The sequence below is a fragment of the Bradyrhizobium sp. UFLA05-89 genome, assembly GCF_059803475.1.
Map to the genome: position 1 here is coordinate 158,302 of NZ_JBANBA010000001.1, position 15,255 is coordinate 173,556.

General features: G+C 63.8%; 14 protein-coding genes. 10 read left to right on the top strand and 4 right to left on the bottom strand.

Annotation, left to right across the window (positions count from 1 at the left end):
• Positions 1-99 precede the first annotated feature (99 nt).
• Positions 100-1,320 (top strand): NAD(P)/FAD-dependent oxidoreductase, encoded by a 1,221-nt coding sequence (locus SO139_RS00690; RefSeq protein WP_449379477.1) that lies wholly within the window; start codon positions 100-102, stop codon positions 1,318-1,320.
• On the opposite strand, the gene SO139_RS00695 is transcribed toward SO139_RS00690, so the two are convergent.
• Both SO139_RS00695 and SO139_RS00700 read right to left on the bottom strand, forming a co-directional pair.
• The gene (locus SO139_RS00695) at positions 1,321-2,238 is read right to left on the bottom strand and encodes a ribokinase (protein WP_498539524.1); all 918 of its coding nucleotides are present in this window, start codon (positions 2,236-2,238) and stop codon (positions 1,321-1,323) included.
• Between the two features lie 18 nt (positions 2,239-2,256).
• Positions 2,257-3,150: a sugar kinase gene (locus SO139_RS00700; protein ID WP_449379475.1), complete on the bottom strand. Its 894-nt coding sequence runs from the start codon at positions 3,148-3,150 to the stop codon at positions 2,257-2,259.
• Positions 3,151-3,362: 212 nt separating this feature from the next.
• On the opposite strand from SO139_RS00700, the gene SO139_RS00705 reads away from it, so the two are divergent.
• The 9 genes from SO139_RS00705 to SO139_RS00745 all read left to right on the top strand — a co-directional run bounded on the left by SO139_RS00705 (position 3,363) and on the right by SO139_RS00745 (position 13,009).
• Positions 3,363-4,211, top strand: a complete 849-nt coding sequence (locus tag SO139_RS00705) for a VOC family protein (RefSeq protein WP_498539525.1) — start codon at positions 3,363-3,365, stop codon at positions 4,209-4,211.
• Positions 4,212-4,280: 69 nt separating this feature from the next.
• A complete protein-coding gene (locus SO139_RS00710) occupies positions 4,281-4,988 on the top strand; it encodes a TetR/AcrR family transcriptional regulator (RefSeq protein WP_449379473.1) in 708 nt (235 codons plus the stop codon).
• A 438-nt stretch (positions 4,989-5,426) separates the two neighbouring features.
• Positions 5,427-6,236, top strand: a complete 810-nt coding sequence (locus tag SO139_RS00715; RefSeq protein WP_449379472.1) for an ABC transporter permease — start codon at positions 5,427-5,429, stop codon at positions 6,234-6,236.
• 104 nt (positions 6,237-6,340) lie between these two features.
• Entirely contained in the window at positions 6,341-7,333 is a 993-nt protein-coding gene (locus tag SO139_RS00720; protein ID WP_498539526.1) for an ABC transporter substrate-binding protein, read from the top strand.
• Positions 7,330-8,175: an ABC transporter ATP-binding protein gene (locus SO139_RS00725; protein WP_498539527.1), complete on the top strand. Its 846-nt coding sequence runs from the start codon at positions 7,330-7,332 to the stop codon at positions 8,173-8,175. Before SO139_RS00720 ends, SO139_RS00725 begins: the two co-directional genes overlap by 4 nt.
• 212 nt (positions 8,176-8,387) lie before the next feature.
• Positions 8,388-9,797 carry a hypothetical protein gene (locus SO139_RS00730; protein ID WP_498539528.1) on the top strand — a complete coding sequence of 470 codons (1,410 nt, stop codon included), beginning with the start codon at positions 8,388-8,390 and terminating at the stop codon, positions 9,795-9,797.
• Complete coding sequence (locus SO139_RS00735) at positions 9,794-10,945, top strand: Gfo/Idh/MocA family protein (protein WP_449379468.1); 1,152 nt, start codon at positions 9,794-9,796, stop codon at positions 10,943-10,945. The genes SO139_RS00730 and SO139_RS00735 overlap by 4 nt, the downstream gene beginning before the upstream one ends.
• 10 nt (positions 10,946-10,955) lie before the next feature.
• Complete coding sequence (locus tag SO139_RS00740; RefSeq protein WP_498539529.1) at positions 10,956-12,146, top strand: dihydrodipicolinate synthase family protein; 1,191 nt, start codon at positions 10,956-10,958, stop codon at positions 12,144-12,146.
• Entirely contained in the window at positions 12,146-13,009 is an 864-nt protein-coding gene (locus SO139_RS00745; RefSeq protein WP_498539530.1) for a sugar phosphate isomerase/epimerase family protein, read from the top strand. The genes SO139_RS00740 and SO139_RS00745 overlap by 1 nt, the downstream gene beginning before the upstream one ends.
• Positions 13,010-13,269: 260 nt before the next feature.
• Here SO139_RS00745 and SO139_RS00750 read toward each other — a convergent pair whose 3' ends face one another.
• Positions 13,270-13,944 carry an ion channel gene (locus SO139_RS00750; RefSeq protein WP_449379465.1) on the bottom strand — a complete coding sequence of 225 codons (675 nt, stop codon included), beginning with the start codon at positions 13,942-13,944 and terminating at the stop codon, positions 13,270-13,272.
• 18 nt (positions 13,945-13,962) lie between these two features.
• Positions 13,963-15,195: a cytochrome P450 gene (locus tag SO139_RS00755; protein ID WP_498539531.1), complete on the bottom strand. Its 1,233-nt coding sequence runs from the start codon at positions 15,193-15,195 to the stop codon at positions 13,963-13,965.
• Between the last annotated feature and the right edge of the window lie 60 nt (positions 15,196-15,255).

The window sequence follows — 15,255 nt, forward strand, 5'->3', positions numbered from 1 at the left end:
AGCGCCGGCTCCTCGACCGACAAGGCCAGCAAGCCAAAATCAGCGAGAGAGAGGAGACGACATGGGTAACGCTCGTGTCCAGAAAGTTGGGCCGTTCCGATGACGGACGGTTCGGTGATCATCGTCGGCGCGGGCCATGGCGGCTACCAGGTTGCCGCGTCGCTCCGTCAGTCCGGCTTTGCCGGTCGCATCTGCCTGATCAATGACGAGGCGCATCCACCCTATCAGCGGCCGCCTTTGTCCAAGGCCTATATCAAGGGCTCGGCTGGCCCTGAAAGCCTGATGTTCCGGCCGGAGAAATTTTATACCGACCAGAAGATCGAGCTGATTGCGGGACGCGCGACCTCGATCGACCGCGCCGCGGGCAAGGTTCATCTCGCCTCCGGCGAGACGTTCGACTACGGCCACCTCGTGCTGGCGACGGGAGCGCGCAACCGGTTGCTTGATCTGCCCAACGCCAATCTGCCTGACGTCAAATACCTGCGTATCCTCGATGAAAGCGAGGCGTTGCGGAAGATCATCCCGTCAAAGACACGGGTCGTGGTGATCGGTGCCGGCTTCATCGGCCTCGAATTCGCATCTACCGCCCGGATCAAAGGGCTGGAGGTTGACGTGCTCGAGCTCGCACCGCGCGTGATGGCGCGGGCGGTGACGGCGGAGGTCTCGGAGTATTTCCAGGAGCGCCATCGCGAGGCAGGCATCCGCATCCATCTCGGCGTGCAGGCGACCAGCATCGAGGCCGAGGGCGGCGAGGTCACCGGTGTCTCCTTGAGCGACGGCCGGCATCTGCCGGCGGATCTTGTCGTGGTCGGCGTCGGTGTGTTGCCCAATATCGAGCTCGCGGCAGAGGCGGGGCTGCCGGTCGCCTCGGGCATCATCGTCGACGAATATCTCCTGACGGCCGATCCGAACATCTCGGCAGTCGGCGATTGTGCGCTGTTCGCGAGCCCGCGCTTCGGAGGCTCGCTGCGGCTGGAGTCGGTGCAGAACGCGACCGACCACGCCCGCTGCGTGGCGGCGCGGCTGACCGGTGACAAAAAGGTCTATGACGGCCAGCCCTGGTTCTGGAGCGACCAGGGCGATGACAAGCTGCAGATTGCGGGGCTGACGACAGGCTACGACCGCGTCGTGCTGCGCGGCGGTCCCACGAAGAAGGCGTTCTCGGCTTTCTGCTACAAGGGCGACAAGCTGCTCGGCATCGAATCCATCAATCGCGCCGGCGATCACATGTTCGGCCGTCGGCTGCTCGGCATGGACCGCTCGCTCGCTCCCGAGAACGCCGCGGACGAGACCTTCGATCTGAAGAGCGCGCTGGCTTGATCAGCGTTCGTTGAGGACAGCCGAAACTTCTTCCGCCGTCGGCATCGAAGGGCCGGCACCCATACGCTGCACGGAGATCGAGGCGGCGGCGTTGGCAAAGGCGAGCGCGTCGCGCAGGGCCGCGCCACCTGCAAGCTGAGCGGCCAGCGCGCCGACGAAGCAATCGCCGGCGCCGGTGGTGTCGACGGCCTTCACAACGCGGCCCGGCACGATCAGCTCCTCGCGGCCCGCGAGCGCGACGACGCCGCGCTTGCCGAGCGTGACGCAGATGGTCTGATCCGGGCTCGCCTGAAGCCGCCGCGCTGCATCTAGGATCCGCGCAACGTCGTCGCTGTCGGACAACGCCACGTCGGCGAGCAGGCCAAGCTCGGTCTCGTTCAGCACCAGCACGTCGACCAGTTCGAGCAGGTCGCGGCCGAATATCTGTGCCGGAGCCGGATTGAGCATCGTCTTCGCCTGCGCGGCGCGGGCACGCCGGAAAAAGGCAGCAATCGTGGGCAGCGGAATCTCGAACTGGCTGACGGCGACATCGCCCATCACCAGGGGTACAACGCCGACGTCCTCGGCGCTGACCAGCGCATTGGTGCCGGGAATGACGACGATGGTGTTGTCGGCCTCGGCGACCGTGATGATGGCGGTGCCGGTGTGGGCCTCCGCCGTCTCCTGGACATAGCCAAGATCGATGCCTTGACCTTCGAGGAACGCCTTCAGCTCTGTGCCGAAGGAGTCCTTGCCGAGCCGGCCGATCAGTGTCGTCCCCGCGCCAAGCCTTGAAGCCGCGACCGCCTGGTTCGCACCCTTACCGCCCGGGAAATACAGCACCTCTTTGCCGGCGACGGTCTCGCCGACCCTGGGATGGCGATTGGCGGTCGCCACCACATCCATGTTGATGCTACCGGCCACGAAGACACGCCCCATGTGAAACCCCAGCGAAGCCTAGACCCTCACCTCGAATTCCTGCCTGACTTTGGCGATGTCGACAAGGGTCGGCAGTCCGGCCTCGTTACCGAGGCGCTGGATCTTGTGGGTCGAGGCGGCGCGGGCGAAGTCGAAATGCTCGCGCCAGCTTTTACCGGGATGGGCGAGGTAGGAATAGATGTAAGCGCCGTGGAACACGTCGCCGGCGCCGTTGGTGTCGATCACGCGCTCGCGCGGGATCGGCATCGCGGGCATGATGTCAACCGCTCCGGTCTCGTTGTACCAGAGCAGGCCCTTCTCGCCCATGGTGACGCCGCCGATCTTGCAGCCGCGGCTCTTGAGATAATCGAGCATCTTGTCCGGCGTCAGATCCATCTGCTCGCACAGCCGCTCCGCGACGATTGCAACATCGATGAATTCAAGGAGCTCATGCGTGTTGGTGCGCAGGCCGCCGCCGTCGAGCGAGGTCAGAATGCCGGCCTCGCGGCACACCTTCGCGTAGTGGATCGCAGCATCCGGCTGGTGGCCGTCGATATGCAGCGCGCGACAACTGCCGAGATTGAGGATCGGGAAGGGATGGATGTGGTGATCGTCGCGGCAGCGGACGATCGCCCGCTTGCCGTCCTTGGGCATGATGAAGGACAGCGAGGACTGGTTGACCTTCCGGTTGTGCAGCGAGATCGCGTATTTGGCGCACATGTCCTGGAACATGCGGCCAAGCCAGTCGTTCGCGACGGTCGCGATCAGGTCGGGCACGATTCCCAGTTTGGCGCAGCAGAAAGCCGCCGTGACCGCATTGCCACCGAAGGAGACCGCGTAGGCGTCCGCCACGTGCTTCTCGTCGCCGGTCGGCATGTGGTCGGTAATGAAGGTGACGTCGATATAGGTCTGTCCGATAAAGAGAGCCTGCATTGGTTGTCCGTGATGCGCTGGGTGGTCCCGGCCGGCGGCATTACATTAGCACCGCTTCCGCGGATGGAACGCGGAAATTATTCGCAAAGGCACCGCCCTCAGCGCTTGAGGTGAGCATAGGGCCGGAATACGACCATCACTGGGCAATGCCAAGCCCGGACAAATGCCGTATTTCGAGCCGTTGTTCCGGGTCGATCAACTAAGGGGGGAACATGATCACCGGCCTCGATCACGTGGTCGCCCTGGTCAGCGATATCGCCGCCGCCAGGGCTGCCTATCAGACCCTGCTGGCACGGGCACCGGCCTGGCAAAACTCCGGCGACGGTGCCAACCGCGTACTGTTCACCCTCGACAACATGACGCTGGAATTGATGGCGCCGAGCGGCTTCAGCGTCACCGCCGACCGGATGCGCGCGCTGCTGGACGACCACGAGGGCATGCTCGCAAGCCTGTGCTTCCGCGTTGCAGACATTGGCAAGGTGCACCGGCGGCTCGACCGGGTGGCGCTGAAGCCGGAGCCGGTCACCGAGGTCGAGAGTCGCGACGACGAGAGCGGCGCGGTGCTGCACTGGAGGCGCACCCGCACGCCCACCGAGCTCACGCGCGGCGTGCGCATGTTCTTTCTCGAGCTCGCCGAGCAGCGCCCGATCTCGGCGGCAACCGACGTCGGCCCGATCGAAGGGCTCGACCACGTCGTGGTCGCGACCGAGGATTCCGAGCGTGCCGCGGCGCTCTATGGCGCCCGGCTCGGGCTCGACCTGGCGCTCGACCGCTCGCATCACGACTGGGGCCAGCTCATGTTCTTCCGCTGCGGCGATCTCATCGTCGAGGTGGTGCGGCGGCCGGTTGCGGGCGGTGACCTCACCCATGACCGGCTCTGGGGCCTGAGCTGGCGCGTCGCCGACATCGAAGCGACCCGCGCCCGCCTGATCGCCGCGGGCGTCGACGTCAGCGAGGTGCGCAACGGCCGAAAGCCGGGCACGAGGGTGATGACGGTGCGCACCGGCACCTGCGGCATCCAGACGATCCTCCTCGAGCGCGCACCAAAGCCGGCAGCGTGATCGCTCGCATTCTCAAACCCACGCGCGCGTGATACATGCAATCGGGACAAGTATTGGCGGGCAAGCGGTTTGGCGAAGGCAAAACGAACTCTCAAATGGCAGCGCGACCCGGAAGGGATGCGGCTTCGCATCCTCGAAGCCGCCAAGCAGGAGTTTTCGGCCCATGGCCTTGCGGGTGCCCGCGTCGATCGCATCGCGGCCAAGGCCGGCGCCAACAAGCGCATGCTCTACTACCACGTCGGCAAGAAGGACGAGCTTTATCTCGCGGTGCTGGAGGGCGCCTATGAGAAGATACGCAACGAGGAGCGGGGGCTCGATCTGGAGCATCTCGATCCGCCCGAGGCCATCAAGCGGCTGATCGAGTTCACCTGGAATTACTTTCTGCGAAACCCCGAATTCCTGTCGCTGCTCCAGACCGAGAACCTCGCGCGCGCAAGACATCTGAAACGCTCGACCAAGGTCAAGTCGATGCACTCGCCCTTCGTCGAGATGATCCGTGCCGTGGTCCGCCGTGGCGTCGAGAGCGGCGACTTCCAGGTCGCGGTCGATCCGGTGCAGCTCTACATCTCGATCGCGGCGCTCACCTTCTTCTATCTCTCCAACAGCGCCACGCTGAGCGTGATTTTCGGCCGCGACCTGCTCGCGAAAGACGCCAAGGAGGAGCGGCTCGCGCACATGGTCGGCCTCGTGCTGGCGGCACTGACCGGGCGCTCGGCGGAATTGTTCGACATGGTCAAGGCGCCGAAGCCGCGCGTGGCGCAGCACCAGCCGGTCTAGCCGGGGCCGACGGCAAACCAAAATCTCGAAAACAACCCCATGCAAAGTAGCCGGTAGCCGCCGGTCTGATGCCTTGCGCATTCCGCGAAGCCTTTGACGCGTCGGGTAAATCAGCGGCGCGAGGCCGTCATCGGCATGCCGTTCGACCCATCCTGCGCACTGCTTCGATAGCCCCAGCTGTCATCGCCCGCGAAAGCCGAAAGCGGGCGATCCAGTATTCCAGAGCAGTGCGAGGATACGTAGAAGCTGCGGCGTACTGGATTCCCCGCTTTCGCGGGGAATGACGCTGGAAGCGTGGCGCGACTGTTCCGCTATCTAAACGAAGAAACGGGAACAGCCGCAAAACGCCACAGGGAAAGCACTGGACAGTATTTATCCAACGAGTTAATTTCTCCCAAGATCGAACCCAAGAACCAAAAAGAAGACCGGGAGTGAGATGTGGCGGAGGCCAAACCGCAGAGTGCGCTGTCGAAAATGCTGAACGCGGTCTGGGTGCGGCCGTTCCTGTTCCTGGTATTCGTCGTCATTGCCTGGGATCTCGCGATCCGGCTGTTCAGGATTCCCGCCTACCAGATTCCGGCGCCGGCCGACGTCGTCGCGGTGCTGCGCACCGACTGGCCGGAACTGTTGCGACAGTGCTGGCCGACGACCTATGCAACGGTCTGCGGTTTCCTCCTGTCCGCGCTGTTCGGCATTCCCGTGGCGATGCTGATCGCAGGCTCGAAGACGGTCGAGAGCTACGTCTATCCGCTTCTGGTGTTCTCGCAGTCCGTGCCGAAGATCGCGATCGCGCCACTGTTCGTGGTCTGGTTCGGCTTCGGCATCATTCCAAAAGTGATTTCCGCATTCCTGCTCGGATTCTTCCCCGTGGTGGTTTCCGCCGTGCAGGGCTTCAAGTCGGTCGATCCTGATATGGTCGATCTCGCTCGCGCTATGCAGGGCAGTCGCTTCCAGGTGTTCCGCGCGGTGAACCTGCCGCATGCGCTACCGGCGATCTTCTCCGGCCTGAAAGTCTCCGTGACGCTCGCCGTCGTTGGCGCAGTTGTCGGCGAGTTCGTCGGTTCCAATTCCGGTATCGGCTACGTCATGCAGCGCTCGATCGGAACCTTCGACCTGCCGACGATGTTCGCGGCGCTGGTGATCCTGGCGCTGCTCGGCGTGGTGCTGTTCTGGATCGTCGACCGGATCGAGCGCCTCGTCATTCCCTGGCATGTCAGCCAGCGCGAGGACGTCATTTTTGCCTCTTAGAGCATGATCCGGAAAAGTGTGCAGCGGTTTTCCGATGCTCAAACAAAAGCTAAAACAACGAATGGCCAGCAACGGCCGAAACAAAACGACAAGGGAGAGACGTGATGAGGCGGTGGATAGGAGTTGTCTCGGTGACGCTGATGGCGCTCTTCGTCGCGCCGGCACAGGCCGCCGACAAGGTCGTGCTGATGCTCAACTGGTATGTCTATGGCGAGCACGCGCCGTTCTATTACGGCAAGGCCAAGGGCATTTACGCCGCTGAAGGCATCGACCTCGAGATCCAGGAAGGCCGCGGCTCGGCGGCAACGACGCAGGCCGTTGCGGCCAAGACCGCCGACTTCGGCTATGTCGACGTTCCCACCATGATGCGCGCCGCAATCAAGGGTGCGCCCGTGATCGCGACCGGCGTGCTGCTCCAGACCAGCCCGATGTCGGCGATGGGTTTTGTCGACAAGAACATCAGGAAGCCCGAGGACATCAAGGGCAAGACGGTAGCGATCACCCCCGCGGACTCGATGACGCAGATCTGGCCGTTGTTCCTGAAGAAGACTGGCCTGAAGGAGAGCGACTTCCAGACCGTTGCCGGTGACGGCCAGACCAAGCTCAACGCGGTCATCAACGGCCAGGCCGACCTCCTCCTCGGCTATGTCATGGACCAGTCGATGAAGATCAAGGATGCGACCGGCAAGGATGTTTATCCGATCAAGTTTGCCGACTACGGCATCAACATGGTCTCCTCGGGCATCATCGCCAACGCGGACTACGTGAAGGCCAATGCCGATCTCGTCCGCCGCTTCATGTCGGCGACGACCAAGGCGGTGGAAGCCGCTGAGAAGGACCCGACGGCCGCCGCGCAGTCGATCCTCGACGCCAATCCGAAGGGCGGCAAGATCGACACGCTGACGCAGGGCTTTGAGCTGACCATTCCGCTCTACCGGACCGCCGAGACCAAGAACAAGCGGCCGTTCCAGGTCACCGACCAGAACATGACCGATACGGTCAACCTCTTGGTCGAATATGGCGGTCTCGATGCCAAGGCCAAGGAGAACCCGAAGGCGTTCTACACCAACGACTATCTGCCGAAGGGCGACTCGTGAAATCGGCGGCCAAACCAAGCGACGTGCAGCCGGCCGCTCATCTTCGACTGGTGAGCGACCGGGCCGGCAGCGACACGTCGGGCATCAAGCTGTCCGGCGTGTCGAAAACCTATCGTTCGCGCGACGGCGGCGTGCCGTCGCTGCGGCCGCTCGACTTCCACATCAATGAGGGCGAGTTCTTTGTCGTGGTCGGCCCCTCCGGCTGCGGCAAGTCCACGTTGCTGAAACTGATCTCCGGGCTCTTGCCGCCGTCGAGCGGTGAAATCCTGGTCGACGGCGAGAAGGTGACGAAGCCGCACGGCAATGTCGGCATCGTCTTCCAGAACGCGCTGCTGCTACCGTGGCGCAACATCTTGACCAACGTGATGCTGCCGATCGACATGAAACGGCTGCCGCGGGCGAAATATCTCGAACGCGCGAAGCAATTGCTGAAGCTGGTCGGCCTCGAAGGGTTCGAGAAGAAGCTGCCCTGGCAGCTTTCCGGAGGCATGCAGCAGCGCGCCTCGATCTGCCGTGCGCTGGTGCACGATCCCAAGATCATGCTGATGGACGAGCCGTTCGGCGCGCTCGATGCGCTGACGCGCGAGCGCATGAACGTGGAGCTGATGCGAATCCAGCGCGAGACCGGCAAGACGGTGCTGCTGATCACGCATTCCATTTCAGAAGCCGTGTTCCTCGCTGACCGAGTCCTGGTCATGACCGAGCGGCCGGGCGCGATCGCGGCGATCTACGACGTGCCGCTGCCGCGTCCGCGTTCGCTCGACGTGATGGCCGACCCCGTCTTCACCGAGCTCGTGCAACGCATCCGCACGCACTTCTTCACGCAAGGTGCATTGGATTAAGGCAATGCGATTGGTTCTGGCCGTAGCCAAGAAGACGGTGCGCTTCCTCCCCCGCCTGCGGGGGAGGGTTGGGGAGAGGGTGTTTCCGCTCGCGAAAACCCTCCAGAGGAGAAAACCCTCACCCGGCACTTCGTGCCGAGCTCTCCCGCAAGCGGGAGAGCTGCACCGCGGCCGCGGCCAAACCTCGCTCACCAACCTCGTCAGGCCGTAACATGTCCCCGCGCCTGAAGCTGCGAGACATCGCATTTTTCGAACGGCCCGTGCGCTTCACGCGGCCGTTCCGTTTCGGCGCTGTCACCATCAGCGCAACGCCCCAGATCTTCGTGCGGGTCGAGATCGAGGTCGAGGGCAAGGGGACGGGTAGGGGAACCGCAGTCGGCGCCAGCGCCGAGCTGCTGGTGCCAAAATGGTTCGACAAGCGGCCAGAGCTCTCGCCGGAGCAGACGGTCGATGAGTTGCGCCGCTCGCTCGAGATCGCGCGCGAGCTCTATCTGGCGCAATCGGGATTCCATACCGCATTCGGCCTGCACGCCGTCTGTACCGGCGCGCATGTTGCCGCCTGCGCAAAAAGGGACATCCCAGCGCTCACGGCTGCCTACGGCCCCGCCGAGATCGACAAGGCCGTCCTGGATGCGCTGCTGCGGGCAGCCGGGACAAGTTTCTTCGATGGCATGACCGAGAACATCGCCGGTGTCGATGCCCGGCTTGCGCCCGATCTGGTCCGCGCCGACATCGCAAAATTCCTGGGCGACCGTAAGCCGCTGCTGCGGGTCGCGGTCAGGCACACGGTTGGTCTCGACGACAACATCGAAGGGAAGGGCGGCGTCGCTGATGCGCAGGAAAACCGCGGGGCGCGTTATTTCAAGCTCAAGCTTTCCGGCAATCCGCAAGATGATGCGAAGCGGCTGGCGCGCATCGGCACCGAGCTTGGGACGCTCGGACATGGCTACAAGGTTTCGCTCGACGCCAACGAACAATACGCCGATCTCGCCGCGCTGCACGCGCTGATCGATCGGCTTGACCGGGACGCGGCGCTACGGTCGATCGCGACGCGACTGCTCTACATCGAGCAGCCGATGCCCCGCGATATTACCCGGCAGACGCCGCTTGGCTCGCTCGCGGCACGCAGCTTCATCATCGACGAGGCCGACGATTCCTATGATGCCTTCCCGGCAGCGCGGGCGCTCGGTTATCGCGGCATTTCGTCGAAATCCTGCAAGGGCCTTTACAAGTCGATCATCAACGCTACCCGCGCCGCGAAATGGAGTGCCGGCGGCGAAAAGTTCTTCGTCACCAGCGAGGACCTGACCTGCCAGGCCGGCCTTGCAGTCCAGCAGGATCTCGCGCTCGGCGCCCTCATCGGCATCACCCACGCCGAGCGCAACGGCCACCACTATGCCGACGGCTTTGGCGATGCGCCCGCAGGCGAAGCAAGGGCGTTCGCGGTCGCGCACCCCGATCTCTATGCCGATACCGGCCGGGGCATCCGCCTTTCCATTCACGACGGCGATCTCCTGACGGGATCGCTCGCCATACCGGGCTTTGCGACGTCGGTCCATCCGGACTGGTCGGCACTGGCGCCGCTCGAGCAGCCAAGATCACTCCAGGAGCAATCGGCATGACCACGCAACGCCTCGGCCTCATCATGAACGGCGTCACCGGCCGCATGGGGCTCAACCAGCATCTGATCCGCTCGATCGTCGCGATCCGCGACCAGGGCGGCGTCAAGCTGAAGAACGGCGACCGCGTGATGCCCGATCCGATCCTGGTCGGCCGCAGCGCCGACAAGATCGAGCGGCTGGCAAAGCAGTTCAACATCACGCGCTGGACCACCGATCTCGATGCGGCGCTGGCCGACGAGAACGATAGCGTGTTCTTCGACGCCGCGACCACGCAGGCGCGACCGAACCTGCTGACCCGCGCGATCAACGCCGGCAAGCACGTCTATTGCGAGAAGCCGATTGCGACCAATTTCGAGGAAGCTGTCGAAGTGGTGCGGCTCGCCAACGCGAAGGGCGTCAAGCACGGCACGGTGCAGGACAAGCTGTTCCTTCCGGGATTGAAGAAGCTCGCGTTCCTGCGCGATTCCGGATTCTTCGGCCGCATCCTCTCGGTGCGCGGCGAGTTCGGCTATTGGGTATTCGAAGGCGGCTGGCAGGAGGCGCAGCGGCCATCCTGGAACTATCGCAATGAGGATGGCGGCGGCATCATCCTGGACATGGTCTGCCACTGGCGATACGTGCTCGACAATCTCTTTGGCGACGTCGAGAGCGTGGTCTGCATCGGCAACACCGACATTCCCGAACGCTATGACGAGCAGGGCCAGACGTACAAGGCGACGGCCGATGACTCCGCCTACGCCACCTTCCAGCTCAAGGGCGGCATCATCGCCCATATCAACATGTCCTGGGTCACGCGCGTCTATCGCGATGATCTCGTCACCTTCCAGGTCGACGGTACGCTCGGCTCGGCCGTGGCGGGCCTCTCCGACTGCATGATCCAGGCGCGCCAGGCGACGCCCCGGCCGGTGTGGAATCCCGACGAGAAGCGGCTGCATGATTTCTACGGCGACTGGCAGAAGTTGCCGGACAATGTCTCCTACGACAACGGCTTCAAGGAGCAGTGGGAGATGTACATCCGGCACGTCTGCGAGGATGCGCCGTACAAGTTCACGCTGCTCGAAGGCGCCAAGGGAGTACAGCTCGCCGAATGTGCGCTGAAGAGCTGGAAGGAGCGGCGCTGGATCGACGTTGCCCCGATCAAGGTCTGAGGAGGAAGCCATGAACAAGCCGGTCATGCCGACATCGTCCTTGTCGCTGAAACTGCCGAAGGCGGATCGTTCGATCGAGATCTATCGGCTTGCTGCCTCGCGCAGCTTCCCTGCAAAGCTCGAGGGCACGCTGAACCGCGTTGCGTTCTCGGCCGCGCACATGGTGGCTGATCCGCTCGCCGACAACGATCCCTGGCTCTCCGCCGCTATCGACTGGGACAAGACCATTGCCTTCCGCGAGCATGTCTGGGATCTCGGTCTTGGTGTTGCCGAAGCCATGGACACCGCGCAGCGCGGCATGGGGCTGGACTGGCCGACCTCGCTGGAATTGATCACGCGATCGGTCGCAGCCGCAAAGCGGCGCAACGCGCTGGTGTTCTCGGGGGCGGGTACCGATCACCTCGCGGTCGAGGATGCCAAAGGCCTCGACGACGTGATCCGCGCCTATGAGGAGCAGATTGCGGCGGTCGAGAAGGTCGGCGGCCGCATCATCCTGATGGCGTCGCGGGCGCTGGCAAGACTCGGCCGCAATGCCGACGACTACGCCAAGGTCTATGACCGTGTGTTGTCGCAAGTCCGCGAGCCCGTGATCATCCACTGGCTCGGAGACATGTTCGATCCGGCCCTGACGGGCTATTGGGGCACCACGGATCTGGACAAGGCGATGGATACCGCCGTCGCCATCATCAACGGCAATGCCGCCAAAGTCGATGGCGTCAAAGTCTCGCTGCTCGACAAGCAGCGCGAGATCGACATGCGCCGTCGCCTCGACCAGCGCATCAAGATGTACACCGGCGATGACTTCAACTATGCGGAGCTGATCGCCGGCGACGAAGAGGGCTTTTCGCACGCATTGCTCGGTATTTTCGACGCGATCGCGCCGGCGGCCTCCTATGCGCTGTCGCGGCTCGCGGCCGGCGACGAGGCCGGCTTCCACGACGTGCTGGGGCCGACCGTGCCGCTGTCGCGTCACGTCTTCAAGGCGCCGACGCGGTTCTACAAGACCGGCGTTGTGTTCATGGCCTATCTGAACGGCCACCAGGATCACTTCACCATGGTGGGCGGACAGGAGAGCGCGCGCTCGACGCTCCATCTGGCCGAGCTGTTCCGGCTCGCTGATCAGGCCGGGCTGCTCGCCAATCCGGAAGCCGCGACACAGCGGATGAAGACCGTGATGGCCTCACGCGGAATCGAAGCCTGATGCGCGACTTCTCTTCCGATCATCGCTGGCTGTCGCTGAACACGGCGACGGTCCGCAGGCAGGGCGACCTCGTCGCCATCATCGACGCCTGCGCGCGCCACGGCATTCGCGCCATCGATCCCTGGCGCGATCAGGTCGCCAATGTGGGGCTCGACCGTGCCGTGCGCGCGGTGCGCGACGCCGGGCTGGAGCTCTCGGGCTATTGCCGTGGCGGCATGTTCACGTCCGACGCTGCGCGCCGCACGGAGGTGCGCGACGACAATCGCCGCTGCGTGGACGAAGCCAAGGCGCTCGGCGCCTCCTGCATCGTGCTGGTCGTCGGCGGCCTGCCGCAATATTCGCGGCCGGGCAGTGGCGCCTCGAAAGATATCGTCTCAGCGCGTGCGCAGGTCGAGGATGCTCTCGGTGAAATGCTCGACTACGCCAGTCAAGCAAGACTGCCGCTTGCGATCGAGCCGTTGCATCCGGCTTATGCCGCGGACCGCGCCTGCGTGAACACGACGAAGCAGGCGCTCGATATCTGCGACCGGCTCGATCCCGGTCGCAGCGGTACGTTGGGCGTCGCGCTCGACGTCTATCACATCTGGTGGGATCCGGAGCTGATGAGCCAGATCGCGCGCGCGGGCCAGGATCGCCTGCTGGCGTTCCATGTCTGCGACTGGCTGGTGCCGACGAAGGACATCCTCAACGACCGCGGCATGATGGGCGACGGGGTGATCGATATCAAATCGGTGCGCTCCGCGGTCGAGGCCCAAGGCTATGCCGGCTATTCCGAGATCGAGATCTTCTCCAATGACTGGTGGGACGAGCCGATGGATGAGGTGTTGCGCACCTGCATCGAACGGCACCGGAGCGTGGTGTAGGATCGGTACTCAGGCAGCGATGCGAAAATCACTGGCTTGCAATCACTGGCTTGCCGTCCGGGGCAGCGCGTTGAAGCGCCTTCTGCTCGCTGCTCAGCGTCGCATAGAACTCGTCCAACGCCGGCTGCACCCGATTGGCGAAATCGTTCGTTGTTGATGGCCACCGGCCTTGGGATCTTCCGACGCAGGCAGCCGTCACTCCAGCTTGTCTGCCGTAGGCATTCGGGCCTTGGCCGAAAATGCGAGACACGTTTCGAAACTCACTCCTTGTCGCGGTGCTCGAGCTCCAGCGTCACCAGCCTCGCCAGCAGGGTCGCCGGATAGAGCTGTCCGAATATGGCTTCGAGATTGCAGAGGCTGCGAACGATGGGATGCACGGGTGCAACGTCGCCGTAGCCGGTCGTCGTCATGGTTGCGAAGCTGAAATAGATCACTTGGCTTGCCAGCGCCGGACTATCTTGCACCTTCATGCCGGAAAAGGCTTCCGGCACGAGCGATCCGACGAAGGTGAAAAGAGCTGCGAAGATCACGGCGACGGTGAAGTAGAGCAGGACGGCGCCGATGACGCGATGAAAATTGATGCGCCCGGGTGCAAAGGTCGCGCGCGCCACAGCCCACGCCATCGCGACGCCGAGGATGAACCATGAGCCGGCGAAGAGGTTGAGGTCGAGCAGCGAGGGCGAGTGGAAGCGCAGGACGGCGCCGATGACGATCATGACGAGTGCGAGCAGCATCGCCGCGACCGCGATCGGACTCCCCGAGATGATGAAGATGCCGCAAACGAGCAGCAGCGCGAGTACGAGCTCGGATACCTGGAAGGCGAAGATTCCGAGGGCCTGGAGCGGCGCAACGACGAACATCATGACGACGAGGAGTCCGGTCAGCGCCGTCAAGAGCGGATCGGCCCAGCGCTTACGCAAGCTCTCGATGCTCATGTGTTTCCTCGCCACCCATCAGCCGATCGAGCACGGCACGCTGAGGAAGCCGCGGAACCGGACGCGGCCGCCACGCACGGGCTTCCCGCTCAAGGCATAGTTCGGGAAGCGCGCCAGGAAGTGCGAAATCGCGATGGCGCCTTCCAGCCGCGCCAGCGCCATGCCGGCGCATTGATGCGCGCCGGTGGCGAAGGCGAGATGGCGGTTAGGTGCGCGCGCGATGTCGAAGACTTCGGGATCAGGAAATTGCGCGGGATCGCGGTTCGCAGCGCCAATGCACAGCGTAATCGAGGTGCCGGCCTCCAACGCCACGCCGCCGAGCTCGACCGGCTCGGTGGTCATGCGGTTGCCGAGCTGGTTTGAGCTCTCGTAGCGCAGCATCTCCTCGACCGCCGTCTTGATCAGTTCGGGGTTCTGGATCAGCCGCTGCTTCTGGTCGGGATGGCGGTCGAGTGCCACGAGGCCGTTGCCGATGAGGTTGGTGGTGGTCTCATGGCCGGCATTGAGCAGGAAGATGCAATTGTGCAGCAGCTCGGTCTCGGTCAGCCGTTCGCCATTGTCCTCGCCGCTATCTTCTCCCTGGATCAGGCGCGTCAGCACGTCGCGCTCGGGATTGCCGGGTTTTTGGCGCCGGCGCGCGACAAGCGTTGTGAGATAGGCAAGGAAATCCTTCACCGCTTGATTGCCGCGTGCAAAAGCTTCCGGCGAGATGACTGGCTCGAGCGCGCCCAAAATCGCCAGCGACCAGCCGCGCAGCGGCTCGCGCTCGTCATGGGGGACGTCAAGCAGGTTGCCGATCACCTCGATGGGGATGGAGGCGGCGAAGTCGCCGATCAGTTCGCAGTCGCCTTTGTCAGCGATGGCATCGAGCAGCCGATCGACCAGCGCAACCAGATCGACCTCCATGCTGGCGATCGCGCGCGGCGACAGCGCGCCCATGATCAGGCGCCGCACGCGGGTGTGGGCGGGCGGATCGTTGAAGACGAGGCTCGTGGTGTGGTGCTCGTAGAGCAGGGAGGCGCCGTATTTCGGCGCGAACTCCTTCTTCTTGTCCGAGCTGAACGATCTCGTGTTCTTGTAGGCGGCGACCAGATCGTCATAGCGCGTCAGGAACACCGTGCCGTTCGGCAGGCGCTTGACCGGCTCGTTCTCCCGCAGTGCACGATAGGTGGGATAGGGGTTGTCGTAGAATTCCGCGGTCAGCTTCTCCAGGTCGAAGCTCGCCGCCAGCTCTCTCGCGTGTGCGTTCATCCCGCTATACTCACCGGTTAAAGCCGATATGCCGTTATTGTTCTTCGAACGACGCGTGCG

What these genes read in the sequence shown, in the direction of transcription:
- SO139_RS00735 (WP_449379468.1), top strand. Translation starts at nt 9,794, where the DNA reads ATGACCACGCAACGCCTCGGCCTCATCATGAACGGCGTCACCGGCCGC.
- SO139_RS00730 (WP_498539528.1), top strand. Translation starts at nt 8,388, where the DNA reads ATGTCCCCGCGCCTGAAGCTGCGAGACATCGCATTTTTCGAACGGCCC.
- SO139_RS00695 (WP_498539524.1), bottom strand. Translation starts at nt 2,238, where the DNA reads ATGGGGCGTGTCTTCGTGGCCGGTAGCATCAACATGGATGTGGTGGCG.
- SO139_RS00755 (WP_498539531.1), bottom strand. Translation starts at nt 15,195, where the DNA reads ATGAACGCACACGCGAGAGAGCTGGCGGCGAGCTTCGACCTGGAGAAG.
- SO139_RS00690 (WP_449379477.1), top strand. Translation starts at nt 100, where the DNA reads ATGACGGACGGTTCGGTGATCATCGTCGGCGCGGGCCATGGCGGCTAC.
- SO139_RS00720 (WP_498539526.1), top strand. Translation starts at nt 6,341, where the DNA reads ATGAGGCGGTGGATAGGAGTTGTCTCGGTGACGCTGATGGCGCTCTTC.
- SO139_RS00745 (WP_498539530.1), top strand. Translation starts at nt 12,146, where the DNA reads ATGCGCGACTTCTCTTCCGATCATCGCTGGCTGTCGCTGAACACGGCG.
- SO139_RS00750 (WP_449379465.1), bottom strand. Translation starts at nt 13,944, where the DNA reads ATGAGCATCGAGAGCTTGCGTAAGCGCTGGGCCGATCCGCTCTTGACG.
- SO139_RS00705 (WP_498539525.1), top strand. Translation starts at nt 3,363, where the DNA reads ATGATCACCGGCCTCGATCACGTGGTCGCCCTGGTCAGCGATATCGCC.
- SO139_RS00700 (WP_449379475.1), bottom strand. Translation starts at nt 3,150, where the DNA reads ATGCAGGCTCTCTTTATCGGACAGACCTATATCGACGTCACCTTCATT.
- SO139_RS00740 (WP_498539529.1), top strand. Translation starts at nt 10,956, where the DNA reads ATGAACAAGCCGGTCATGCCGACATCGTCCTTGTCGCTGAAACTGCCG.